18 protein-coding genes and 1 pseudogene are annotated in these 24,087 nt (G+C 62.7%); 11 read left to right on the top strand and 8 right to left on the bottom strand.

Translation table 11 applies throughout. The features are described 5' to 3' along the window. Window positions 1-214 precede the first annotated feature (214 nt). Entirely contained in the window at window positions 215-598 is a 384-nt protein-coding gene (locus tag AXG89_RS40940; protein ID WP_075357455.1) for a cupin domain-containing protein, read from the bottom strand. 3 nt (window positions 599-601) lie between these two features. Further along, entirely contained in the window at window positions 602-1,198 is a 597-nt protein-coding gene (locus tag AXG89_RS40935) for a LysE family translocator (RefSeq protein ID WP_075357671.1), read from the bottom strand. A 94-nt stretch (window positions 1,199-1,292) separates the two neighbouring features. On the opposite strand from AXG89_RS40935, the gene AXG89_RS40930 reads away from it, so the two are divergent. Continuing rightward, a complete protein-coding gene (locus tag AXG89_RS40930) occupies window positions 1,293-2,150 on the top strand; it encodes a LysR family transcriptional regulator (RefSeq protein ID WP_062001711.1) in 858 nt (285 codons plus the stop codon). Window positions 2,151-2,227: 77 nt separating this feature from the next. On the opposite strand, the gene AXG89_RS40925 is transcribed toward AXG89_RS40930, so the two are convergent. Both AXG89_RS40925 and AXG89_RS40920 read right to left on the bottom strand, forming a co-directional pair. After that, a complete protein-coding gene (locus AXG89_RS40925) occupies window positions 2,228-3,766 on the bottom strand; it encodes a M81 family metallopeptidase (RefSeq protein WP_075357456.1) in 1,539 nt (512 codons plus the stop codon). A 27-nt stretch (window positions 3,767-3,793) separates the two neighbouring features. Next, on the bottom strand, window positions 3,794-5,086 hold the full coding sequence (locus AXG89_RS40920; RefSeq protein ID WP_075357457.1) for an MFS transporter: 1,293 nt from the start codon (window positions 5,084-5,086) through the stop codon (window positions 3,794-3,796). A gap of 157 nt (window positions 5,087-5,243) precedes the next feature. On the opposite strand from AXG89_RS40920, the gene AXG89_RS40915 reads away from it, so the two are divergent. The 9 genes from AXG89_RS40915 to AXG89_RS40875 all read left to right on the top strand — a co-directional run bounded on the left by AXG89_RS40915 (window position 5,244) and on the right by AXG89_RS40875 (window position 14,265). Next, entirely contained in the window at window positions 5,244-6,227 is a 984-nt protein-coding gene (locus tag AXG89_RS40915; protein WP_075357672.1) for a LysR family transcriptional regulator, read from the top strand. Between the two features lie 79 nt (window positions 6,228-6,306). Beyond that, window positions 6,307-6,807 (top strand): MaoC family dehydratase, encoded by a 501-nt coding sequence (locus AXG89_RS40910; RefSeq protein ID WP_062001714.1) that lies wholly within the window; start codon window positions 6,307-6,309, stop codon window positions 6,805-6,807. Window positions 6,808-6,936: 129 nt separating this feature from the next. Beyond that, window positions 6,937-8,283, top strand: coding sequence for an MFS transporter (locus tag AXG89_RS40905; RefSeq protein ID WP_062001715.1), 1,347 nt, complete (start codon window positions 6,937-6,939; stop codon window positions 8,281-8,283). Then, window positions 8,280-9,662, top strand: coding sequence for an MmgE/PrpD family protein (locus AXG89_RS40900; protein WP_075357458.1), 1,383 nt, complete (start codon window positions 8,280-8,282; stop codon window positions 9,660-9,662). The genes AXG89_RS40905 and AXG89_RS40900 overlap by 4 nt, the downstream gene beginning before the upstream one ends. A gap of 44 nt (window positions 9,663-9,706) precedes the next feature. Continuing rightward, complete coding sequence (locus AXG89_RS40895; RefSeq protein WP_075357459.1) at window positions 9,707-10,891, top strand: acyl-CoA dehydrogenase family protein; 1,185 nt, start codon at window positions 9,707-9,709, stop codon at window positions 10,889-10,891. Continuing rightward, on the top strand, window positions 10,888-12,078 hold the full coding sequence (locus AXG89_RS40890) for a CaiB/BaiF CoA transferase family protein (protein WP_075357460.1): 1,191 nt from the start codon (window positions 10,888-10,890) through the stop codon (window positions 12,076-12,078). The genes AXG89_RS40895 and AXG89_RS40890 overlap by 4 nt, the downstream gene beginning before the upstream one ends. An 80-nt stretch (window positions 12,079-12,158) precedes the next feature. Continuing rightward, window positions 12,159-12,908 carry a GntR family transcriptional regulator gene (locus AXG89_RS40885; protein WP_062001719.1) on the top strand — a complete coding sequence of 250 codons (750 nt, stop codon included), beginning with the start codon at window positions 12,159-12,161 and terminating at the stop codon, window positions 12,906-12,908. A 21-nt stretch (window positions 12,909-12,929) separates the two neighbouring features. Beyond that, complete coding sequence (locus tag AXG89_RS40880; RefSeq protein ID WP_075357461.1) at window positions 12,930-13,748, top strand: HpcH/HpaI aldolase/citrate lyase family protein; 819 nt, start codon at window positions 12,930-12,932, stop codon at window positions 13,746-13,748. Between the two features lie 4 nt (window positions 13,749-13,752). Beyond that, a complete protein-coding gene (locus AXG89_RS40875; RefSeq protein ID WP_075357462.1) occupies window positions 13,753-14,265 on the top strand; it encodes a DUF2889 domain-containing protein in 513 nt (170 codons plus the stop codon). 64 nt (window positions 14,266-14,329) lie between these two features. Here AXG89_RS40875 and AXG89_RS40870 read toward each other — a convergent pair whose 3' ends face one another. After that, on the bottom strand, window positions 14,330-17,872 hold the full coding sequence (locus tag AXG89_RS40870) for an ABC transporter ATP-binding protein (RefSeq protein ID WP_119024851.1): 3,543 nt from the start codon (window positions 17,870-17,872) through the stop codon (window positions 14,330-14,332). A gap of 108 nt (window positions 17,873-17,980) precedes the next feature. Here AXG89_RS40870 and AXG89_RS40865 point away from each other — a divergent pair, with 108 nt between their 5' ends. Continuing rightward, window positions 17,981-18,889 (top strand): LysR family transcriptional regulator, encoded by a 909-nt coding sequence (locus AXG89_RS40865; RefSeq protein WP_075357464.1) that lies wholly within the window; start codon window positions 17,981-17,983, stop codon window positions 18,887-18,889. 36 nt (window positions 18,890-18,925) lie between these two features. Here AXG89_RS40865 and AXG89_RS40855 read toward each other — a convergent pair. From AXG89_RS40855 to AXG89_RS40845, 3 genes and pseudogenes are all read right to left on the bottom strand, one after another. Continuing rightward, window positions 18,926-20,982, bottom strand: a pseudogene (locus AXG89_RS40855) (putative bifunctional diguanylate cyclase/phosphodiesterase). A gap of 1,325 nt (window positions 20,983-22,307) precedes the next feature. Next, complete coding sequence (locus tag AXG89_RS40850) at window positions 22,308-22,745, bottom strand: phosphate ABC transporter substrate-binding protein (protein ID WP_144029358.1); 438 nt, start codon at window positions 22,743-22,745, stop codon at window positions 22,308-22,310. Window positions 22,746-22,755: 10 nt separating this feature from the next. Continuing rightward, window positions 22,756-23,904: a hypothetical protein gene (locus AXG89_RS40845; RefSeq protein ID WP_143325512.1), complete on the bottom strand. Its 1,149-nt coding sequence runs from the start codon at window positions 23,902-23,904 to the stop codon at window positions 22,756-22,758. Window positions 23,905-24,087: the final 183 nt, after the last annotated feature.

Raw genomic sequence — 24,087 nt, 5'->3', positions numbered from 1 at the left:
GTGCGATCGTAAAAACAGCCTGGTGCATAGGCAAGTCGATCTCGGCCAACCGCGCGGAGGTTTTCAAAGCATTGCGCTACGGAAAAATAAGGAAAGCGAATCAATGGAACTTATTGGAGTGATGCGTGTAACGGGAAGAGATGATGAAGCATTGAATCAAAAGCGATGGTTTTGACGGCGACGGCCACGCGCCAGGCGTGGCGACCGTGACGGATCAGGAAAGCTGCTGAGCGAGCGTCTTTGTAAGCGGCGTATCCACGTTACCCGTGTGCAACGTCGTGACCGGCTCGATCAAGACGATCCAGCACTCCTCTTGCGCCACCGGGTTGTGCAGCACGCCACGCGGCACGACATGCATGCTGCCTTGCGCCAGCGGCACCACACGCCCGTTCTCGTACTCCATGCGCAGGTTGCCACGCACGATATAAAACAACTCGTCCTCGCCCTCGTGGCTATGCCATGCCAGTTCGCCGCGCACTTTCGCCACCTTGACGTATTGATCGTTGACCTGGGCCACGACCTTCGGCGACCAGAAGTCCTGAATTGCGTCGAAGGCGGACATCAGGTCGAAGGATTCGGCAAACAACATCGTGTTCATTTTTCATCTCCACATTGGAATGATCGATACCGCTAGCAAAAGGGCCATCGACCCGTTCAGAAGCCGCCATTGTCGCGGCGTCTTCAATAAGCGTGCAAACATCACGCCGGCGGCGCACCAGATAGACAAGGACACGCACGCGGCCAACGCGAAGGCGCCTCCAAGCAGCGCCGCGAGGTGCAGCGGACCGTCCGACAACATGGCGAAGGACGCCGCCGCGCCAAGCGCCATGGCCCAGCCTTTCGGGTTGAGCCACAGCAAACAGGCACCGCCGACAAACGTGGCGGGCACCGCGCTGCCTTTGCCCGCCGCCGGCGGCCCGCTGCGCGCAATTTTCACGGCCAGCCACAGCAGGTAAGCCGAGCCGATGACTTTCATGCCGGTCTGCAACGAGGGCGCGGCGAGCAGGATGCCCGCCAGACCCGCTGCGGCGGCAGCGGCAAGCGTACCGAGCCCGACTGCAATGCCGGCCAAAAGCGGCGTTGACCGGATGAATCCGAAGCGCGCGCCCGATGCGGTCGCGAGCGTCGTTGCGCCGCCGGGCGATAGCGTGGCAATCGTGACAAACAACGCGAGTGGGGCGATCGAGTGGGCAGACATGGCCATCCTTGCAGGAGACCGGAGTGTAAGCACTTGCTGTCCATTAGTGAAACGACGAATCATGATGGCGTCCATTACGAGACATAATGCACCTATGAACCGAAATCTCGACATTACGCTCGTCCGCACATTCGTGGCGGTGGCCAACACCGGCAGTATGACCATTGCAGCTAATGCACTCCACCTGACGCAGGGTGCAGTCAGTCAGCAAATCAAGCGGCTTGAGGAAACTTTCGATTGCCTCCTGTTCGAGCGCGACGGCCGGCGGCTTGAACTGTCGCCCGTCGGCGAGCGTTTCCTCGGCAAGGCAAAGCTGCTGCTTGGCATGAACGACGAGATCTGGAACGACATGACGGCCCGCCCGCTCGAAGGCAAGCTGAAGGTCGGCGTGCCGTACGATCTGGTCGGGACCCATTTCCCGCCGGTGTTCAAGGCGTTCAGCGAGGCTTATCCGAACGTCGAGGTTTCACTCATGTGCGCAACGTCACCGGAACTGATCGATGCGATCGGCGCCGGCTCGCTCGACCTCGCCGTGGTAGAGGAGACCGCCGACGCTGCGAGCGGCGAATGCCTGCGCATCGAGCAACTCGTTTGGGTCGGCGCGCGCGGCGGGAATGCGCATCTCAGGCGGCCGCTGCCTATATCGATGGTCGCCGATTCGTGTTGCTTCAGGCCCGTCGTGCTTGGAGCGCTGCGGGAACGGAGCATCGAATGGCGCACCGTGTTCGAGAGCGGCAACATCGAGGCGACGACCGCCACCGTGCGCAGCGACATGGCGGTCACCGCATGGCTTGCATCGACGATTCCCGGCGACCTCGCAATCCTGCGGGGCGAAGATGATCTCCCGGCCTTGCCAAACTTTGCGATCAGTCTGCGCTTGCCATCGGTCGCGCCCTTCATCGCGCAGGAGTTCGCCCGATATGTGCGCGAACGGTTGGTGCGGGTTTCGTGACAGGGGAGGCAGTTCCCGCTCCGGGGCCTTACCGCCTGCCGCAGGCCTTTGGACAAGGCCTGCACTGCCTGCCGGCTTTATTCATCAACCGTCTCCGGCACGAACACGGGGCCGCAAGGGCTCGTGCGCATGCCACTCGCCAGGCGCTTCCACGGCAGATCGGCGGGATCGGCGGTCATGGGTCCGGGCGCCTTCGCGACAAGCACCGCATGGGCGATGGGTTCGAAATCGGCACGAAAATGCACCGAACTCTTGTTGACAAGCACTTTCATGGATTCCGGCTCGATGCCGGCTACCCGGTACAGATTGCGATCGAGCATCTGCGCCTTGGACGAACTCACGGCGACCAGCACATCGTCGACTCGCAGGCACGCAACGGGACCGAGTTCGGCTTGCATGCCGTTCATCATTGGACCATCGTAGCGGCAACGTCCATCGGAGAGGAACATCACTTCGAAGTTGCCGTTGAACGGTGTATCGCCCGGTACGCCCGACCAGCCTCCGAGCGACAGATCGAGTCGCGCGCCCACGCCGGCCCGATGCGCCGCTGCCGCCGCTTCGGGATCGCAGATGAGGCCGAACGCTGCGCCTTGCGCGCGATGCCGCACGAGCGCGTGCAGCATCTCCATGGTGTTGGCGTCGCCACCGGCGCCGGGGTTGTCCTGGGTATCGGCGATAACGACCGGACGGCTCGCCCCGGTGGCCAGATGCATTGCTTCCTGTACGGCTTCATCGGGCGACAAGAACGGCACACGCCATGCGGCTTCCTGATCGATCATGCGGTTAAAGAGTGCATCGACAGCCGCTTGCGCTGCGTGCGTCGTATGACCATAAGCCCAGATGACAGGCCCGCATTCGGGAAAGTCGGCCGCCGGAAAGCCCGGCGCAAACGACACGGACACGACCTCGCCGGTTTCCAATGCACCGACATGCTCGTACATGCCGCGCGATGGTTCGAGCAACGTGCACATGCCGTTGATCGGAATCAGGAAGGGAAGGCGCCGCGATGCGCGGTGCAGGGTCTCGCCTGCCATCAGCCGCTCGAGCAGCGCGGCGGCGCGCGCGCCGGTATCGGCCATGTCCACATGCGGATACGTCCGATACGCGACGAGTGCATCGGCCGAGCGCAACATGCGCTCAGTCACGTTTGCATGCAGATCGAGCGACGCCACGATCGGTACGTGCTTGCCAGCCACCTTGTCGATCACATCGATCACATTACGCACCCGCTCGAGCAGTTCGCCTTCGCCATCATCGACATGCTCGGCCACCATCGCACCATGCAGGTCGAGATACACCGCGTCGAACTTGCGTGTGCGGGCCGCTTCGACGATCTCGCCGGTGATCCGCTCGAATGCGTCGACGGTCACATGCGCCGAGGGACTCGCGCCCGCCCAGATCACCGGCACGAGCGTATGGCCGGCCGCTTCGGCCGCGCGGATGAAACCGCCTGCGGGAATGTTGACGTCGCGCAGCCCGAGGACGTCTGCACCGCGCGACATCAGCGGAAATCCCTCGCCGCGCTCGAAGTTTTCGTAGGCCGCTTTCGATGGAGCGAAGGTGTTGGTTTCGTGCTGGAAGCCTGCGAACAGGATGGTGCGTGCTTGATGAGACAAGATAAGACCTCTCGAAGAAAGTAGGCGTCAGCGCGATGCCGGCGCGGCCGCCGGGCGCATCATGATCAACACGAGCGCACCGAACGCGAGCAAGCCGGCCATCACGTACAGACCGGCCTGGAGACTGCCCGTCGCGGTGCGCGCCCAGCCGATGATCGTGGGACTGAGGAAGCCGCCAGTGAGGCCGATCGTGTTGATGAGGGCGATACCGCCCGAGGCCCCATCGCCTTTGAGGTAGTCCGGCGGCATCGCCCAGAACACCGTGTAGGCAACCCACATCATTGCGGTGGCGATGGTGATGCAGATGAGCGAGATCGCGAGTTGGCCGCCGTAGAACGTGGCGATCGCAAGCGTCACGGCACCGATCAGCGCGGGAATGGCGCTGTGATAACGGCGCTCGCCGCGGCGATCGGAACTGCGTCCGACAACCGTCATCGCAATCGCCGATGCAATGTATGGGATCGCGGAATACAGGCCGATCTGCATGGTGTCGGTGACGCCATCGGCTTTGAGGATCGTCGGCAACCAGAAGCTGACCGCGTAGATCCCGCAGATGAAGCAGAAGTACGGCACGGCCATCAGATAGACACGCGGGTCCTTCGCGACCTGCGCGAACGAATGATGAGTGCTCGACGATTCGACTTCCGATGCAAGCAGACGCTTCTCTGCGTCGTTCAGCCAGCGGGCATCGGCGGGGCGATCGTCGAGGACGAACAGCGCGAGAATGCCGAAGATCACGCAGGGCAAGCCTTCGACGAGGAACATCCACTGCCAGCCGTCGAGACCGTGCGCGCCGGAAAACGACGTCATGATCCAGGTGGAAAGCGGGCCGCCGAACATGCCGCCTAACGGGCCCGCGAGCATCACGATCGCCATGACCTGTGCCATGCGTGCGCGGCTGTACCAGTAGGTCAGGTAGAAGATCATGCCGGGGGCGAAGCCCGCTTCGAAGACGCCGAGCAGGAAACGCATTGCATAGAACATCGGCTCGTTGCGCACGAACAGCATGGCCGCCGATGTCAGCCCCCATAGCACCATGATCCGGCTGATGGTCTTGCGTGCGCCGATCTTCGGCAACAGCAGGTTGCTCGGCACTTCGAACAGCACGTAGCCGAGGAAGAAGATTCCTGCGCCGAGTCCATAAACTGCATCGGAGAAACCAAGATCGCTCTGCATCTGCAATTTGGCAAAGCCAATGTTGACCCGATCCAGATACGCGAAGGTATAGCAGAGCAGCAGGAACGGAAGTAGTCGCCAGTTCAGTTTGCGGTACAAGGCGGCATGCCGGTCGTCGGTCAGCGTGGAAGGGATGGCGGACAAGGCAGTCTCCGGAAGACATGGGGCGCGCACGGCGCGAAAACGTTGCAAAACCAATCGTCGGCATCCAAAATTAGGCGAGCAAGAGCAACCGAAGTTGGCTATCGTTGCCTTGCGGGCAACACTGACCTACACGCGGCATCTGACCGGCGAGGAGCGAATGCGAGAACTGAATCAACGGCGGTTGCGCTATTTCTACGAGGTGCTTACCTGTGGCTCGATCCGTGCGGCAGCCGACAGTCTCAACACGGCCCCGTCTGTCATCACGCGGCAGATCCGGTTGCTCGAGGAAGAGATCGGCGCGGTGCTCTTCGAGCGTCAGGCCCGAGGGGTTCAGCCGACCGACGCAGCGTCGCATCTGCTTGAATACTGGCGCGGCTGCCAGTCGCAGCAGGAACAACTCGAAGACCATCTACAGGAACTGCGTGGCCTGCAGCGCGGGCAGATCAGGCTCGCGATCAGCGAGGGGTACATAGACGGATTGATGGAGCAGGTGCTCACGGACTTCTGCATTCAATACCCGAACCTGGACGTGGCCGTCGACATCTTGCCGGTCAACAACGTGCAGGTCGAGGTGGCGGAGAGTCGCGCGCACATCGGGCTCGCTTATAACCCGCCCGCGCATGCGGAGATCGAATACCGGGCAACCGCGTCGCAGCCCGTCGTGCTGCTCGTCCATGCACAGCATCCGCTCGCACAGCGCGGCGGTCCCGTGACCGTCGATGAGATGCTGCAGTGTCCACTCGCCCTGATGCCGCCGGCCTTCGGTCTCGGTCAAGTGGTCGAACTGCTTGCGTATGCAGAGAATCTGCGAATTCGCCCGACACTCACGACGAATTCGCTGGCGGTGTTACGTCACTTCGTGAAGCGCGGCGAGGGCGCGACGTTGATCGGCGCGTTCTCGGTGTATCGGGAAATTGCCGCGGGCGAACTGGTGGCGCTGCCAATCAGGCATCCGGTCTTCGAGGCAGCGAAGGCGCGGGTGCTGGTGAAATCAGGGCGGCCGCTCGCCGCAGCCGCCAAAGAGTTGCTGAAGTGGATCCTGGAACGGATGACTGTCTTTCAAACGCAGCCTGAGCCCGCAACGCCAGCCACCAGGCCACGCCCCCGCGCTGTGGTCAAAAGCAAGGAACGTCGTCGGTGAATACCCTCGATTGACGCTGCCCGACTTCAAGCCGATACTTTGTCCGTACAAACTAACAATTGAGACGGGAGCATCGAGCATGCAAGCCGAAGAAGTGGGAAAGCAGCGGTATCGCGCAAGCTATGGCCGGTATTTCGAGGAATTTACGGTCGGCGATATCTACGAACATCGTCCGGGCCGCACGATCACCGAGGCCGACAACATCCATTTCTCTTTGCTGACGATGAACTTTCATCCGATGCACTGCGACGCCGCTCACGCGGCGAAAAGCGAATTTGGCCAGTTGCTGGTAAATAGCGGCCTGACGGTTGCGATCGTGCTCGGCATGTCCGTCAACGATGTCAGCGGAAAAGCCATCGCCAACCTCGGCTGGAAAGAGATCAAGCTGACAGGTCCGGTGTTTTGCGGCGATACGCTGTATGCCGAGTCGGAAGTGCTGGAAAAGCGTGAATCGAAATCCCGTCCCACGCAAGGCATCGTCACGGTTCACACGCGTGCATTCAAGCAGGACGGCACCGCGGTCATGGACTTCGTGCGCACCGCGCTGATCGCGAAACGCGGTCACGGCACGGGGGATTAGAACACCGTTTCAACCCGCAGGAGATGACGATTCGGCCCAAGAACGAACGGCGTTTCAACTCACTCTCACAGTAAGGAGACGACTGTGAATCAACTCGTAAGCTCAGGCGCGCGCCTGGACAGATTGCCGATGGCGCGCTTCCACTGGAAGATCCTCGGCCTCATCAGCGCGGGAGCGTGCCTCGATGCATTCGACGTGTATCTCGCCGGTGGCGTTGCCGCGGCGATGATGAAGCAGGGCTTCTCGACGCTTCAGTTGAACGCGCTGTTTGTATCGGCGGGATTTTTCGGGATGGTGATCGGTGCGGGCTTGTCCGGTTATCTCGGCGACCGGTTCGGACGCCGCTCTTCTTACCAGTTCAACCTCGCGCTGTTCGGCGTCATGTCGATTGCCGCCGCGTTCGCGCCGAGCATCTACTGGCTGATCGGCTGCCGTTTCCTGATGGGCATCGGGCTCGGTGCGGAACTCGTGGTTGCGGCCGGCACGCTGTGCGAATTCATTCCGCCGGCGTATCGCGGACGATGGATCTCGTTGCTCGGATTGATCGTCAACTCCGGGCTCGTGATCGCCACGAGTGTGGGCTATGTCGTGATTCCGATGTTCGGATGGCGCTGGATGTTCGGCATTGCGGGGATCGGCGCGATGATCGTCTGGGCCTTGCGCCACAGCATGCCGGAGTCGCCGCGCTGGCTCGAATCGGTCGGCCGCCTTGAAGAAGCGGAGCGTACTGTCAGCGCAATCGAAGCGGAGGTGGCGAAGCAGCGCGGGCCGTTGCCCGAATGCGCGCGCACGCAGAATCTCGAAGTCCCGCAACTGCCGTTCAGCGCACTGTTCCGGCGCGGCATGATCGGCCGCACGCTGACGGCGGCGCTTACCGCGGTCGCGGTGAATGTCGCGGTGTACGGCTTTGTTGCGTGGCTGCCGACCTTCTTCGTGAGGGAAGGCCGGGACGTCGTGACATCGCTGGGCTTCACCACGCTGATGTCGTTCGGCGCGCCGTTTGGCGCGGTGCTCGGCTTTCTCAGCGCCGACCGGCTGGGCCGCGCCAAGGGTCTCGTGTTTTTCTCGGCGATGACCATCGTGCTCGGTTTCATCTATCCGCAGATGGTTGCGAACGTGGCGATTGCGTGCGTTGGCTTCGTCCTGGTGAGTTGCATCTTCGCCATCGTCACGCTGGGCCTTTTCGGCTACGTGCCCGAGTTGTTCCCGACTGCCTTGCGCTTGCGGGGAACGGGTGCCGCGGGCGTATGCGGCCGGCTTGCGTCCATGACCACGTCGTACGCCGCCGTGCTGCTGTATCAGCAGTTCGGGTTATTCGGGGTGCTCGGCATGGTCTCGGGCGTGCTGGTGCTGCTGATCGTGGCGGTCATTTCACTGGGTGTCGATGCCAACCAGTATTCGCTCGAAGCGGCCTCGCCCGACGAAGATGCGCTCGATACCCAACTGGATTTCAAGCAAGGAGGAATTGCACGGTGAGCTCAACTTCCATCTCCGCAGCGCTTGCCCGCTTCACGACGAACCTGCGGCTCGACGATGTGCCCCAGGCCGTCCGCGAACGCGCCAAGCATTTGATACTCGACAGCATCGGTCTCGCATTTGCCACGACCACGTTCAACTATTCGCGTGCGACGCTTGCCGCCATGCAGGAACTCGACAGCGGCCACGCGTCGGTGTTCGCGCATTCGGAGCGGCTTGCCATGCGCGACGCAATGCTTTTCAACGGCCTTCTGATCCACGGCCTCGATTTCGACGATACCCACGCACGCGGCGTCATTCATTCGACCGCGAGCGCCTTGCCCTGCGTGTTCGGGCTCGGCGAGCGCGAGAACGCAAGCGGCGCCGATCTGCTCGCCGCCTATCTTTGTGCGATGGAAGTATCGACCCGGGTGGGCGCCGTTGCGCAAGGTGGTTTCCACAAGACGGGTTTTCATCCCACGGGACTGGCCGGCGCGTTCGGCTGCACGCTGGCGGCCGCACGTCTCTTGGGTCTCGACGAAGCACGCGCGACGCATGCGCAGGGCATTGCGCTGTCCATGGCGTCGGGCAGCCTGGAATTCCTGCAGGACGGCGCGTGGACCAAGCGTCTGCATCCGGGCTGGGCCGCGGTCAGCGGCACGGTTGCGGCGTCGCTTGCAAAGCATGGATTCGTGGGTCCCGGCGCGCCTTATGAAGGCCGCTATGGGCTTTATTCGCTGCACCTGAATGACGATGCCACGCCGGATCTTTCCATTGCGACGAACGGGCTCGGCGAGCAATGGGAGATCGACCATGTTGCGCTCAAGCCGATTCCCGCATGCCATTTCACCCATGCATCGTCCGATGCCGCGGTCGAGTTGCACAAGCAGCATGGCCTCAGCATCGATGAAATCGAAAACGTCGTCGTGCGCGTGCCGGGTGCGACCGTGAACGTGATCTGCGAGCCGGTCGCGAACAAGAAGCATCCGGCGAACAGCTACGACGCGCAGTTCAGCATTCCGTACATCGTGGCGACAGGCTTGCTCAAGGGACGCTTCACGCTCGATGACCTCGACGACGCGGCGCTCGCCGATCCCGCCGTGCTGGCCCTGGCGCAACGCGTCAATTACGAAGTGGATCACGAGTCCACGTTCCCGCGCCATTACACCGGCGAAGTGATTGTCTTCACACGCGATGGCCGCCGTCTTGCGCATCGCGAGGCGATCAATCGCGGCTCGTCCGATCGGCCGCTGACCAACGACGACATCGTCGCCAAGTTCTTCGATAACGCGCAGCGCGTGGTCTCGCGCGATCGCGCCGCGCAGGTGCGCGACGCCGTGCTGAATCTCGAACGGTCTTCCGTATCCACGCTCGCAGACGTGCTGCGCCGTCCCGGCTAATTGTTGCTGCATGCATTCAGGGCCCGTCAGGGCAGGAGATTTTCATGGCTACCATCGATGTAGAAACGATTGAAACAGCAGAAGAGGCGAAGGCTAACGAGGTGCTGATCCTCGACATGCTCGATCGTTTTCTCAAGACGGAAGTGAAGCCGTATGTCCACGCACTCGAAGCGGCCGACGAGTACCCGCACGAGATCGTCGAGAAAATGAAGGACATGGGATTGTTCGGATGCCTGATCAGTCAGGAATACGGCGGACTGGGTCTCTCCACATCGACGTACGCGAAGATTGTCGACCGGATCTCGGCGGTCTGGATGTCGGTGAGCGGCATCATCAACTCGCATCTGATCATGGCGATGACCGTGCAGCGCAACGGCACCGAGGAACAGAAGCGTGCCTATCTGCCGCGCATGGCGACCGGCGAATTGCGTGGCGGCATCGGGCTGACGGAGCCGGATTGCGGCACGGACCTTCAGGCGATCCGCACGGTGGCGCGGCGCGAGGGCGACGAGTATGTAGTCAATGGCAACAAGACGTGGATCACGAACAGCCTGCATGGGAACGTCCTGGCGTTGCTCGTGAAGACCGACCCGAAGGCGGAGCCGCGGCACAAGGGCATGACGCTCCTGCTCGTCGAAAAGGGTCCGGGCTTCGAAGTGAGCCGCAAGCTCGAAAAGCTCGGGTACAAGGGTATCGATACGTGCGAGCTGACCTTCACGGATTTTCGCGTGCCGGTGTCGCAGGTGATCGGCGGCGTAGAAGGACTAGGACTCAAACAGATTCTGGGCGGCCTGGAACTGGGGCGCATCAACGTGGCCGCGCGTGGGGTGGGCGTGGCGCAGGCAGCGCTCGATGAATCCGTGTCCTATTCGCAGCAGCGCAAGACTTTCGGCAAGCCGATTTGCGAACATCAGGCGATTGCGCTGAAGCTGGGCGAGATGGCGACACGCTTGCAGGCTGCGCGTCTTTTGACCGAAGCGGCGGCGGTTGCTTACGACCGCGGCGAACGCTGCGACATGGAAGCCGGCATGGCGAAATACTTCGCCACTGAAGCTGCGCTTGAGAACAGCATCGAGGCCATGCGAATTCATGGCGCCTATGGCTACTCGAAGGAGTTCAACGTCGAGCGCCTGTACCGCGATGCGCCGCTCTTGTGCATTGGCGAAGGCACCAACGAGATGCAGCGAATCATCATCGCCAAGAACCTTATTGCGAGGAATCCGGTATGACTTTGCCGCTCTCAGGCGTGCGTATTGTCGCGGTCGAACAGTACGGCGCGGGTCCGTTCGCGACGCAGCATCTGGCCGATCTCGGCGCGGAAATCATCAAGGTGGAGAATTTCCGCGAAGGCGGCGATGTCGGGCGCGCGGTCGGTCCATATTTTTTTGGCGAAGGCGACAGCCACTTTTTCGAGGCGTTCAACCGCAATAAGTGCAGCCTGACGCTCGATCTCAAGAAGCCGGAAGCACGCGGCGTCCTTCTCGACCTGGTGAAGAAAAGCGACGCGGTCTTCAACAACCTGCGCGGCGATCTGCCCGCAAAGCTCGGGCTGACTTACGACCAGCTGAAAGAGTCGAATCCGGCGATCGTCTGCGGTCACTTGTCGGCGTATGGGCGCACCGGAAGCCGTGCGTCGTGGCCGGGTTACGACTACCTGATGCAAGCGGAAGCAGGGTATCTGTCGGTCACCGGCGAGCCTGACAGTCCGCCGGCGCGCTTCGGGCTGTCGATCATCGACTTGATGACGGGCACGACCGCCGCCATGGCGCTGCTTGCGGGAATCGTGCAGGCGCGCGCTTCCGGCATCGGCCGCGACATGGACGTCAGTCTTTTCGATGTCGCCATGCACAATCTCGCTTATGTCGCCACGTGGTACCTGAACGGCGACGTGGTGACGGGGCGCGATCGCCGCTCGGCGCATCCTTCGCTCACGCCGAGCCAGTTGTACAAGACACAGGACGGCTGGATCTTCCTGATGTGCAACAAGGAGAAATTCTGGGGCGTGCTGGCCGAGGTCCTCGACAAACCGTCGTGGGTCACGGACGAACGCTTCAACAATTTCAAGGCGAGGCTGCTCAACCGGGACTTGCTTGAAAAGGAACTCGATACCGCGCTTTCCACGGCAACGACCGAAGAGTGGCTCAAGCGTTTCGGGGGCCGTGTGCCCGCGGCGCCGGTCTACGACGTCAGGCAGGCGCTCGACAATCCTTTCGTGGCGGAGCGCGAGGGCGTGGTCAATGCCGAGCATCCGCGCTTCGGGAAGATCCGCGGCGTGGCGGCGCCGGTGCGCGTGGATGAGGCGCTGCCACTGCGCGCAGCCCCGGATCTGGGCCAGGATACGGACAGGCTGCTCGCGGAACTCGGTTACGATGCTGAACGGATCGCCTCGCTTCGCGAGAAGGCCGTCGTGCAATGAGCTCCGAAGGCTTGCGTGACGGGTCCGAACGGGCGCATTCACCCCGTTTAATCCGTTCACCCTTACTCACGCAAGAGCCGATGGTCACAGTCCTGGGTCAGCAACCGCGTTATGTGCAATTGGCGCAGACGCTCGTCAACGAAATTCAGAGCGGCAGGTTTCCGGTGGGCTCGACAATACCGACCGAGTTCGAGCTATGCGAGCAGTTCGGCGCAAGCCGTTCCACTGTGCGCGAGGCCGTGAAGCAACTGGTGCAACTCGGCATGGTCGTGCGGCAGGCGGGGGTCGGCACGACTGTCAAGGCGGTTCGATCCGAAGGCGGGTATCGGCAGGTCATGCAGCAGTTGAGCGACCTGCATCGCTATACGGCGGACACCGTTCTCGAGATCCTGACGAAGGACACGACCGAGGTGCGCGACCCCGCCGTTTGCGAGCTGCTGAAGGCCGGCCCCGGCGAGACGTGGCTGCGCATTGCGGGCTTGCGCCGTTCGGGCGACAGCCCCGATCCGATCTGCCATACCGAAGTATTCATTCAACCGGCATTTCGTTCGCTCGTGGTGAGCGAACGCGAATCGCATGTGCCGATCTATACGCTTATCGAAAAACAGTTCGGCGAGCGGATAGTGGAAGTGCAGCAGGAGATCCGGGCGATCGCCTTGCCGGCGGCCATCGCCTCGCTGGTCAACGCAAAGGCGCGTTCACCCGCGCTCTGGTTGTGCCGCCGATATCTCAACCGGCGCGGCGAGATTGTCGAAGCCGCGTTCAGCATCCATCCGGCCGACCGTTTCAGTTATTCGGAAACATTCCAGCGCGACTGGACGTCCGGTTGATGCTCAAGTCAGGAGACATGCATGCCGCTTCATAGTTATCTCTTCGTACCGGGCGATCGTCCGGAGCGGTTTTCCAAGGCGCTTGCAACGGCCGCGCATCAGGTCGTGATCGATCTGGAAGATGCGGTCGCGCCCGAGGGCAAGATCCAGGCGCGCGAGGGTTTATCGAAGTGGCTGCGGGATGGCTTGCCGGATATCGACAAGGAACGCGTCGTGATTCGTGTCAACGCATACGGCACGCCCTGGCACGAGGACGATGTGAAAATGCTGCGCGAGTCATCGGTCACGCGCATCATGGTCCCAAAGGCCGAAGCCGCTAGCGAACTGGCGGATATTGCGTCGCGCTGCGGCAAGGCGGTGTCGCTCATCGCGCTGATCGAGAGCGTGGCGGGCGTGGTGGAGATGCGGGCGATCGCGCATGAAAAGGCGGTGTCACGGCTTGCATTCGGTTCGTTCGATTATTGCGTCGATGCAGGTGTGGAGGACAGCGGCCGCGAGCTCGACTACGTGCGCTCGCAATTCGTGATCGAGTCGCGTTATGCGGGGCTCGCGGCGCCCGTCGACGGCGTGACTTTATCGATTGACGATGCCGACCTGATCGCCGCCGATGCCGCCTCCGGCCGGCGCTTCGGCTTTGGTGCAAAGCTGTGCATTCATCCGAAGCAGGTCGAGGCAGTGAATCGCGGCTTCGCTCCGAGCGATGCGGACTTTGCCTGGGCCGAGCGCGTGCTGGCAAAGCTCGCCGAGAATCCGAGGGGCGCGATCGCCGTGGACGGCAAGCTCGTCGACAAACCTATCGTCGACAAGGCGAAACGCATTATTGCGAGCTTCACGCGCTGAGCCCATGGAACGTCAACTCCTGCATGTGCGGCGTATCGAACTCAGCGGCTATCGGCGCGAAGACGGGCTGTATGACATCGAAGGTGTGCTGCGCGATACGAAAACCTACGATCGTCATTCGAGCGGTGTCGTGCGTCTGGCCGGTGAAGCGATCCACCAGATGCGCTTGCGGATCACGGTCAACACGGATTTCCTGATCGTCGATGCACACGCGGAATCCGAAGTCGTGCCGTATCCTGGTTTCTGCGATGTTATCGGGCCGGAGTACAGGAAGCTGATCGGCCTCAAGCTCGCGGCCGGCTTCACGCGCGAGACACGTGCGCTGTTTGGCGGCACGAAGGGCTGCACGCATCTGACCGAGCTGATCGGCGGCGTGGCGACGGCTGCGTTCCAGACAATGAGCGAGGAGATCAACGCGTCGAACAGCCAGCAACCATTCCAGCTCGACGGCTGCCATGCGTTGAGAACCGATGGCGATGCCGTCAGGGAGTTCTACCCCAAGTGGTATCGGGCGTGAGCGTTGCGGCGCGCGCCGTTTTGCCAAATGGGGCGCAGCAACCCCTGCATCCACCGCCGATGCCCTACGCGGCGAGCCCGCCCGACTGATGCGCAACCAGTCTCGCATATGCGCCGCGCGCAGCGAGCAGTTCGGCATGGCTGCCGGCCTCGATGACCCGGCCGCCGTCCATCACGAGAATCGTGTCGGCATTCTGAATCGTCGACAGCCGATGCGCGATGATGATCGAGGTCCGTTGCTTCATCAGTTCACCAAGGGCCGTGCGGATCTGCTGCTCGCTGATGGTGTCGAGATGGGAAGTCGCTTCGTCCATGATCAGTATCGGCGCGTCCTTCAGGAACGCGCGGGCGATCGCCACCCGCTGACGCTGCCCGCCCGACAACTGCACGCCGCGCTCGCCCACCCGGGTCGCAAGGCCATCCGGCAACCGGTCGACGAAATCGCTCAGCGCGGCACGATCCAGCGCGCGGCGTACATCTGCGTCTGAAACATCCTGGCCGGCCAGACGGATGTTGGCCTCCAGCGTATCGTTGAAGAGATACGTGTCCTGCGCCACCAGCGCGATATGACTGCGCAAGTCAGCGAGACGAAGCCGGCGCAAGTCGACGCCGCCCAGCGTGATGACGCCTTGCTGCGGATCCCAGAAACGCAGCAGCAGATTGGCTACCGTCGACTTGCCCGCGCCCGAGGCGCCGACCAGCGCCACGGTGCTGCCGGGACGCACGGCAAAGCTCACGCGGTCGAGCGCCGGTGCGCTGCGGCCCGGGTACGCAAAGCTCACCGACTCGAGCCGTACTTGCGGGTTTGCGGGGACCGGCAAATCGCCATCGGTGACCGGCTCCGTCTCTGCTTCGACGACATGCAGGCGGCGCGTGGACGCGATCGTATCGGCCAACTGGCGTGCAACCTGGCCGATCTCGGCAACGGGCATGAAGGCGGCCACGGAAACCAGCACGAGCAACGGCAGCCACTGGGGCGCAAACCAGCCGTTCGCGGCGAGCACGGCGCCCGTCAGGGCCACCGCCAGGCCGCCCAGTCCGGTTGCGATTTCCAGCGCGGCGCTCTGGCGCGAGAGATCGTCCAGCAGGGCGGACCGCTGCTGCTGGTATGCCTCAATGTCGGCGAGGAAAACGGCGCGACGGCGGCCGGTCGCCTGGAAGGCTGCGAGTTCCGCGAGACCCTGGATCGTCTCCGTGAGATGCGCGCCGAGTTGTCCCAATGCTGCGCGCGCCCGGCTGCCGAGACGGTCGATCTTGCTGCGTGCGAATACCGGTGTCAGTCCGGCCCAGGCGAGAAAGGGCAGCAGGACGAGCGCGAGCGGCCAGGCCGCCCATGCCAGTAGCGCCAGCACGCTGGCCGGGATCACGATGGCGACAAAAGCCGGCGCCACGGTGTGGGCGTAGAAGTACTCGACCGTCTCGACGTCCTGGGTCGCCAGCGCCACGAGGTCGCCGGAGCGCCGGCGCAGCAGGTAGGCGGGAGCGAGGCGCTCCAGCTTGGCGAACAGTGCGATGCGCATTTCCGCCAGCAGCCGGTAAGCCATGTCGTGCGCAAGCCAGGATTCCAGCCAGTGCAGCGTTGCCGCGGCGGGCGCCGCGATCAGCAGCCCGACGGTCAGCCCGAAGACCGGCCGTCCGGACGCCACACCCGCAACCACGAGCGCGCCCAGCACGCCGACGCCAATGAAGCTCAGCACCCGCCCGATACCGCACAGCACGGTCAGCGCCAGTTTCGTTCTCCACGGCCGCACGAAGCGCAACAGGGTGCGCAAGGTATCGGCCCAGCCGATTTCGGCGGCATCCTCGGCAAGCGCCCGTTGTTGCGGACCTGAAGACGATGACGCAGGCGCCGCGACCAACCGTTCCACCGCAGCCGGACGCTGGCCGGCCGCGCCGGCCTGCGGACCCATCAGGCGGCGATACGCCCCGGGACGGGAGATCAACTCGGCATGCGTGCCGCTCTCCACCACGCGCCCGTGATCGAGCACGAGAATCCGGTCGGCGCCGATCACGCTGGATAGCCGGTGCGCCAGGATCAACGTGGTGCGCCCGCGCATGAGCCGGTCGAGCGCCTGCTGGATGACCGCTTCGTTTTCGGCATCGACGGCGGAAAGTGCTTCGTCCAGCACGAGGATGGGCGCATCGCGCAACAGCGCCCGGGCAATGGCGATGCGCTGGCGTTGCCCACCGGACAGCGTGGCGCCGCGCTCGCCTATGCGTGTCTCGTAGCCGTCGGGCAAGCCGGCGATGAAGTCGTGAATGTTGGCGGCCGCAGCGGCTGCAATCATGTCGGCGTCGCTCGCATCATGCCGGCCGAGCCGCAAATTGTCGGCGATAGTTCCATCGAAGAGCGTGGTGTCCTGCGCCACGATGGCGATCATGCTTCGCACCTGATCGGGGTCCAGGGTGCGAATGTCATGGCCGCCGATGCGGATCGCGCCTGCCTGCGCATCGTGCTGGCGCAGCAGCAGGCGCAGGATGGTGGACTTGCCCGCACCGCTGGGTCCGACGATCCCGACCGTCTCGCCGGCGGCGATCTCGAAGCTCAGCGCGGCATGCGCATCGGCGCGACGGCCGGGATAAGCGAAACCGACGTTATCGAACGCGATGCTCGCAGCAAGGCCGGCCACATGTGGCGCGCCCGCAGCCGGTGCATCGCTGCGCGCTTCCAGCAGCGCATGGATGGCGTTCGCGGCAGACTGTCCGACCATGCCCTGATGCAGCACGGAACGCAGGTCGCGCAGGGGACGGAAGATCTCGGTGCCGGCCATCAGGATGATCAGCAACGCTTCCAGGCTCATTTCGCCGTGGCTCACGCGCCAGGCGCCGAGTGCGATGGCGGCCGCTGCGCCCAGGCCCGTGCCGAGGTCGGTGAAGAACCGGGTGAGCAGGCCAAGCGCAAGCACCCAGAAGGTGCTGTCGGACAGCGCCCGCGCGCGGCCGGCGAGCTTTTGCGCGAAGGCGCCGCTCTGGCCGAACGCCTTGAGCGTCGGCAGGCCCTGCACTGCGTCGAGGAACTCTTCGCCAAACGACTTGAACGCCGCGGCGCGGGCAATGGCCGCGTGTTTGTCGGCGTTGTGGATCAGCATGGGCAGCGCGAGCGTGGCGAGCGCGGCAACCAGCAGCACGGCTGCGGTCGGTACATCCCACCAGGCCAGCACGGCGAAGATCACCACGGGTGCGCAGGTGGCAATGATCAGCTGCGGCACGTACGCGCCGAAGAAGGTCTGCAACTGCTCCACACCGTCGATGACAGCCAGCATCACGCCGCCGGTGCGCTCGGCGCCGAACCACGCCGGCCCGAGTTCGGCAATGCGGTCGAACAGCCGGGCGCGCAGCACCGACTGGACCCGTCCGGCCGTGCCCTGCGCCAGCACGACCCGCCGATGGTCGAGCCAGGCCCGCAGGATCATGCAGGCGACCGTGCCGGCTGCGGCAAGGGCGATTTGTCCGAGCGGCGCGCCTTCCAGCGCGAGCGCGAGCACGCGGCCAAGGAAGACGAAGCGCAGGACGCCAAATCCCATGGCGATCAAACCAAGGGCCACGGCGCCGGCCACACGCAGCCGCAGCCCTGCCATCATCATCCATAACTTGCCATCGAAATACATCCCTGCCTCCGGTTGGTCACTGCTTCGGTCGATAGGACCTTACCTTGGGCCGCAGGGCGAGGCAAAAGATGGTTTTTCAAGGGGTGTTGAATATCCTACAATACCCCGATGTCCAATATTCCTTCTCTGACAGCGCTACGGGCCTTCGAGGCGGCGGTGCGGCTCGGCGGGTTCGCTCGCGCGGCTGCCGAGCTGAACGTATCGACCAGCGCGGTGAGTCATCAGATACGTGGCCTGGAAGATACGCTGGGCGTGCGGCTGCTCGAGCGCAGCACGGGTATCGGCGGGATTCGCCTGACGGCGGCGGGGGCGAGCCTGCTGCCTGCAGCGAGCGGCGCACTGTCACTGCTGGAAGACGCATGTTCGGAAATCAAGGGCGTCGCGAGGCGACTGACCGTCTCGGCCAACGCACCGTTCTCCGCCATGTGGCTTGCGCGCCGTCTTGCCGAGTTTTCGGGTTCCAATCCCGCGACGCCGCTCAACGCCATCATTCAGGATGGCGAGCCGGATTTTGCCCGGTACGACATAGACCTCGCTGTCGTGCATGTCGCCGATCACGCGTTGCGTCCCGATGACATCGTCCTCTTGCAAGAGGACGTCTTTCCGGTATGCAGCCCCGAGTTGCATCCGTTTGCATCCACGGCGGTGTGTCGTTGCCGCCTGCTGCAGGAGGCGCACGAAAATTTCCCTGAACTCAACTGGCTGAACTGGTCGGCCGAGTTCGGGCTGCCTGACGATTTCGATACCAAGATTGTCCGCTACAGCAGCTTCAGTCAGGTGATCGGCGCGGCAGTGGGCGGCGCAGGACTCGCGCTTGGCCGCTCGCCGCTGATCGAGCCGGAACTGCGCAGCGGCCGGCTGGTGCGCCTGTTTCCAGAGCTTTCACGTCCGGCTTCGTGGCGGTTTGTCCTGCGCCGTGGACCGACCCGCCGCCACAGGATGCTCGATACCCTGATCGATTTCCTTCGCGCGGAGGCGGAGGCGGGGACAGGTGTCGCGCTGGACCCGTCATCCTGACCGTGCTCAAGGCACCTGCCAAGACGGCGCACTACGCTAATCCACCAGCGCTGCAGCCGCGACCGGCCACACGAACGGCTGGCTGAGAAGCTGCTCCAGATCGTGCGATTTCAACGGCCTGCTGTAGTGATAACCCTGGATCTCGTTGCAGGCGTTGTCGCGAAGGAAGGCGAGTTGCGTTTCTGTTTCCACACCTTCCGCGATCACCTTGAGATTCAACTGGCGCCCAAGCGAGATCACGGCCATTGCGATTGCGCGGTCGTCGTCCTTGCCGGCAGTTCGCGAACGAATGACTGGTCGATCTTGAGGCGCACGATCGGGAAGTGCTTCAACGCGCTGAGACTCGAATATCCCGTGCCGAAGTCGTCTATCGACAACCGCACACCCATCTCCTGCAACTGCCGCATTGTCGCGATGGCGCCGTCGAGATCCTGCATGATCACGCTTTCAGTCAGCTCCAGCTCGAGATACTGAGGATCCAGGCCGCTTTCGCTGAGCGCATGCGCGACGCGCGACACGAGTTCCTTCTGCAGGAATTGCCGCGCGGATACGTTGACGGACACCGTCATGGGTGCGAAGCCCATGTCCTGCCACAGCTTGTTCTGCATGCAGGCCTTGTGCAGCACCCAGTCGCCGATGGAAATGATGAGGCCCGTCTCCTCCGCAACCGGAATGAACGTGGCGGGCGAGATGTTGCCGTCGGTCGGATGCTGCCAGCGCAGCAGCGCCTCTACCCCGAACACGCTTTCCGTGCGCAGGTCGACTTGCGGCTGATACTCCAGATGAAACTCCCCGTTCGATAACGCCACGCGCAACTGCTCCTGCAGCCGCAGTTTTTCGTGCACCTTGATGTTCATCTCGTGCGTGTACATCTGGTAGTTGTTGCGCCCGAGTTCCTTGGCGCGGTACATGGCGGCATCGGCGTTCATCAGCAGGCTTTCGGCGTTGGCGCCGTCGGCCGGATAGCTCGCCACGCCCATGCTGCACGTCACCCGATATTGCTCGCCGTTCAGTTCGACCGGTTCCATGATCCGTTCGCGGATCTTCTCGATGGTCTTGTGGATGCCCGGCCCATTCTGCTCTTCGTCAAACAGGACGATCACGAATTCATCGCCGCCAAGACGAACCACCGTATCCGTTGCGCGCAGGCAATCGGACATGCGAGCCGCGACCGTGCGCAGCAGATCGTCGCCCGCGCGATGCCCGAGGCTGTCATTGATGAGCTTGAAGTTATCAAGGTCGATGAACACCACCGAGACGCCGCGCTCGTATCGCCGCGCATGCAGCAGTACCTGATTCAGGCGGTCGGAGAGCAAGGTACGGTTGGGCAAGCCTGTCAGCGCGTCATGATTGGCCATGTGCCGGATACGCTCTTCGGCACGATGCCGTTCGATGGCAATGCCCGCAATGCGGGTTCCCATTGCGATGACTTGCGATTCGATCGCACTGGGCTCGTGCGCGTCCTGGGCGAACAATGTGAGCGCGCCCAAGGCGCTGCCGTCGTGCGCGAGGATGGGAATCGCCCAGCATGCCTGGAAGCCGCTCAAGCCATACGCCTGCATCTGCTCCATGAAAGCCGGGTCCTTGCTTGCGTCCGGAATGTAGACGGGTTGGCGTGTGTGAATTGCCCGGCCGCTCGGACCTGCATCGAGGCTCACGGGCGAGCCGTTGATCCGCTTCCGGTACAGCTCGGAAAGCCCCGGCGCGGCGCCCAGTTTCAGATGCAGGCCGTCGTCGTCACGCAGCAACGCGACGCACGCAACACGCGAGATCTGCGATTCGAGCAGGCTTGCAAGATAGGACAAGACCTCTTCCAGCGGCGTGCTGGTCGCGATCATTTCGAGCACTCGATTGTGCTCGGCGCGGCGCACTTCCGCGCGCTTGCGCGAACTGATGTCGCGCATGATCGCCACCACGCCGTTGTCCACGCGCACTACCTGACGCTGGAGCCATACTTTCGTGTCGTCGGTACACAGGTGCATCCATTCGTGTTCGTGGACCGTTCCGGTTTCCGCTACAGCCGCAAATTCATCGAACATGCCGTTCTGGCGCGCGTCGGGGAAGATCGCGTCGAGACTGCGGCCAACCAGCATCTCGCGGGGCAGTCCGAGCACGACGCTGCCACGCCGGTTGGCGTCGGTCATGACGAAGCCGAGAAGATTGCCGGCGCCATCGCGCTCCGAACGAAAGACGAAAAACGCGTCGAGGCTTCTTTCCGATGCCGCGTAGTAGGTCTGCTGCGCCTGCCGTGCGCGGCGGCGGCTGTTGGCAAGCTGCCAGCTCGACCGGCTGAGCGCAGCGGCAAGCACGATCAGCAAGGCGCTGGCAATGGCCGTCCACAGGACATAGTTGTGCCTGTGCTTGCGGAAAACCGATAACTGCTCGCCCTGGCTGAGCCCGACCATCGCAATCAGCGGAAAGCCGTGGATTGCGCGGATGGTGGTGTAACGCCGCACGCCCTGGTCCCACGGGCCGACCCTCGCACCGCTCACAAGCGCCTGCTGCGCGACTGCAATTGCCACGGTCGATATCGACCTGCCCCACGACGTGGACTCGCCCGTTTGCTGGGCGCGCACGACGCCGTCCGTCCCGGCGAGCAGCAGCATGCCCTTGTCGCCCATGCGGGCATATTCATAACCGCTCGTGAAATAGGCCGGGTCCATGGCGAGCATCACGCTGCCGTTGAAGCTGCCATCGGCGTGCTCCAGGCGACGGCTGAAGGTGATCTCGGGCGTGTCAGTATCGTGATTGAGGCTGACGCGGCTCACGCAGGGCATCGATGCATCGATCTGCGCACGCAATGCCGCGAAGCACGGGTCCGTCGAGACATTCGAGGGCCCATGCGACCCGGACGCTGCAAACACGCTTCCGTCAGCCCCGCGACCGACACTCGGAAAACGATGGACGGCGGCAGCAGGCCCTTCGCCTGCAGCTCGTCCATGGCTGTGCCGCCTTTGGTTTCGTAGGCGTACTTGACCGTCTTGAGCGTCTGGTCGATTGAACTGAGGTTGCGCACAGTTGTGCTTCATAGGTGTCGGCGATCTCACGGCTCGACTGCGCAGCCGTATCTTCGGCAACATCGCCTTCAACCGAAATCAGATGGAACACCGCTGCCCACGCAATGCAAAGCAGCAGGCCCGTGAAAACGGGTATCAGGATGTAGGCCTCGGCAAGCCGTTTCACGATTGCACGCGTTCCCCGCACGACTAATTGCGCGCGTTTCGCGGCAGCATTGCCTGCATCGCTGGCACTTTCCGGCTGTCGATCTGAAGTACCGCGTTTCGCGGGTGACTCTCGGCGATTGAAGTTCATCGTGCCAATTCCGGTATCTCACTGCGCGATATGGAAAAAATCGCATTCTGCATATATGGGGGACAAGGCGCCTTGTGAGCGCCTTTATCATGCCGTGCCGCTTGCGCTAGTTGAGCGTCAGCAGCGGTTTGACACTTGCATCGATATCGCGGGAATCCATGTATCCAATGGCGTTCGGCGTCTCGGCAAGCGCTCGCTTGATTGCCGCAGGGTCCTGCACTTCGCGGGGCGGCTGGCCGCGGCCGGTGAAAATCAGCTTGGACCAGTAAGCCTTCATCTGCGAAGAGGACTTCCCCGTGATCCTGCGGTAGAACTCGCTGCGCGCGGCTGCATCCTCGGGCAGATCGACGGGTATGGCGCTGCCGCCACCCGGGAAGTAGGCCGCGCGGCCGAGGAAGATGTCCGCGATCTGCTGTTCGCTCAATGCCGTGAGCGTGCTCTTGGTGGATACGACCACGATGAGCTGGGCCATTGCCGACTCCCCGGACAACCCGAGAAGCATGGCGATCAATGCTGACCTGATGTATTGGTGGGCGTTTTTCACGGTGCACTCATCAGAAGACGAAGTCGAGCGCGGCGCTGATCACATTCGTGCCGCTGCCGAGTTGATAGTTCGGCTGGAAGTTGATGAATGAGCCGGTTGAGTTTGCGGGCAGCCAGACATGGTCGTACTGCACTTTAAGATCCACGTTCTTGACGACGTCCCAGCGCAACCCGAACGAAATGTCCTTCTGCCCCATGTTGTAGTTGTAGGCGAGAGTGGGGCGGTCAAGAGAATGCGCTTGCGAGTAGGTGGCGAACGGCGTGAACTTGCCCAGGCGATAACCGCCTGTCACATAGCCGCTCACGTAGCCCGGCGTGACCTGGTTCACGGTGACGCGTGCGAGTTCGCCCTGAACGAACCACGGGCCACTGTCGTAGGCCGCGGCGATGCTGTAGACATTCACCGGTTCTTTTTCAGGCAGGAAATCCAGCTTGACGTTGGCGTGAAGATATCCGGCGTGCAGCGTGAGGTTGCCGTATTCGACGGTATCGAACACACCGGTTATCGCGGTTCCATATGCCTTGAGCATGCCCGGGTTGACGTGAAACGAGCTGTAGCCGTAGAGCAGCTGAACAGTGTTCGCGACAGCGCCCAGACGCAACCGGTACGACATGTCCGCGCCGTCGCTATTGGTGATCGGCACAGTGTTGTACACCTCGATCGGCACCCGCACCCAGGGATTTGCATAACCCACGTTTCGGTAATCCGAGTTCAGGAAGGTGGGCAGTTCGATCCGCCCGGCGCGCACGCTCAGGTCGGGGGTGATGGCGTACTTTACGTTGGCCCACTCGAGCGTTGGCACGAACGTATTGTTGTAGCGATGCTCGGACACAATCTGGACAACAGCCGATAGCTTGTCGGTGAACTGGCCGGTGAGCTGCAGGCCGATCTTGCTGTCGTCGGCGAAGTCGTACTTGCGGCTATGGCCGGCACCGTTCGGCTCGAATGCGGTACTCGTGAAGTCGGCTGTGTCCAGGCTCGAATGGGTCATGCCGAGCGTTCCGAAGCCGCTCAGCGTGAACATGTGCTGTGCGTTGTCCGGAGCCGGGGTGTCCTCCGCCAAGGCAGAAGAGACGTACGAAGCGCAAAGCAGTCCCATCGCGGCGATGCTGGCGGTGCCGGTGATCCACTGATGCAAATGGCGGTTTCTACTCATCATCAAGACGTTACGTTGCGGGTTGTATGTGGCTTCTAACGGCCTGGCCAGAAGAATCTTGATAGTCAGATGAGTTTGTTGACGGGTGTACGGCAGTTATTGAAATGGGATCAAGCACAAGCAGAAAAAGATGCCGGTGGGTAAGCCTGTGTTTGTGCTCGAGGCAGAATAATTAACCGACAAGAA

It is taken from the genome of Burkholderia sp. PAMC 26561 (assembly GCF_001557535.2).
Taxonomy (GTDB): domain Bacteria; phylum Pseudomonadota; class Gammaproteobacteria; order Burkholderiales; family Burkholderiaceae; genus Caballeronia.
This window is presented reverse-complemented; position numbering and strand designations above follow the sequence as displayed.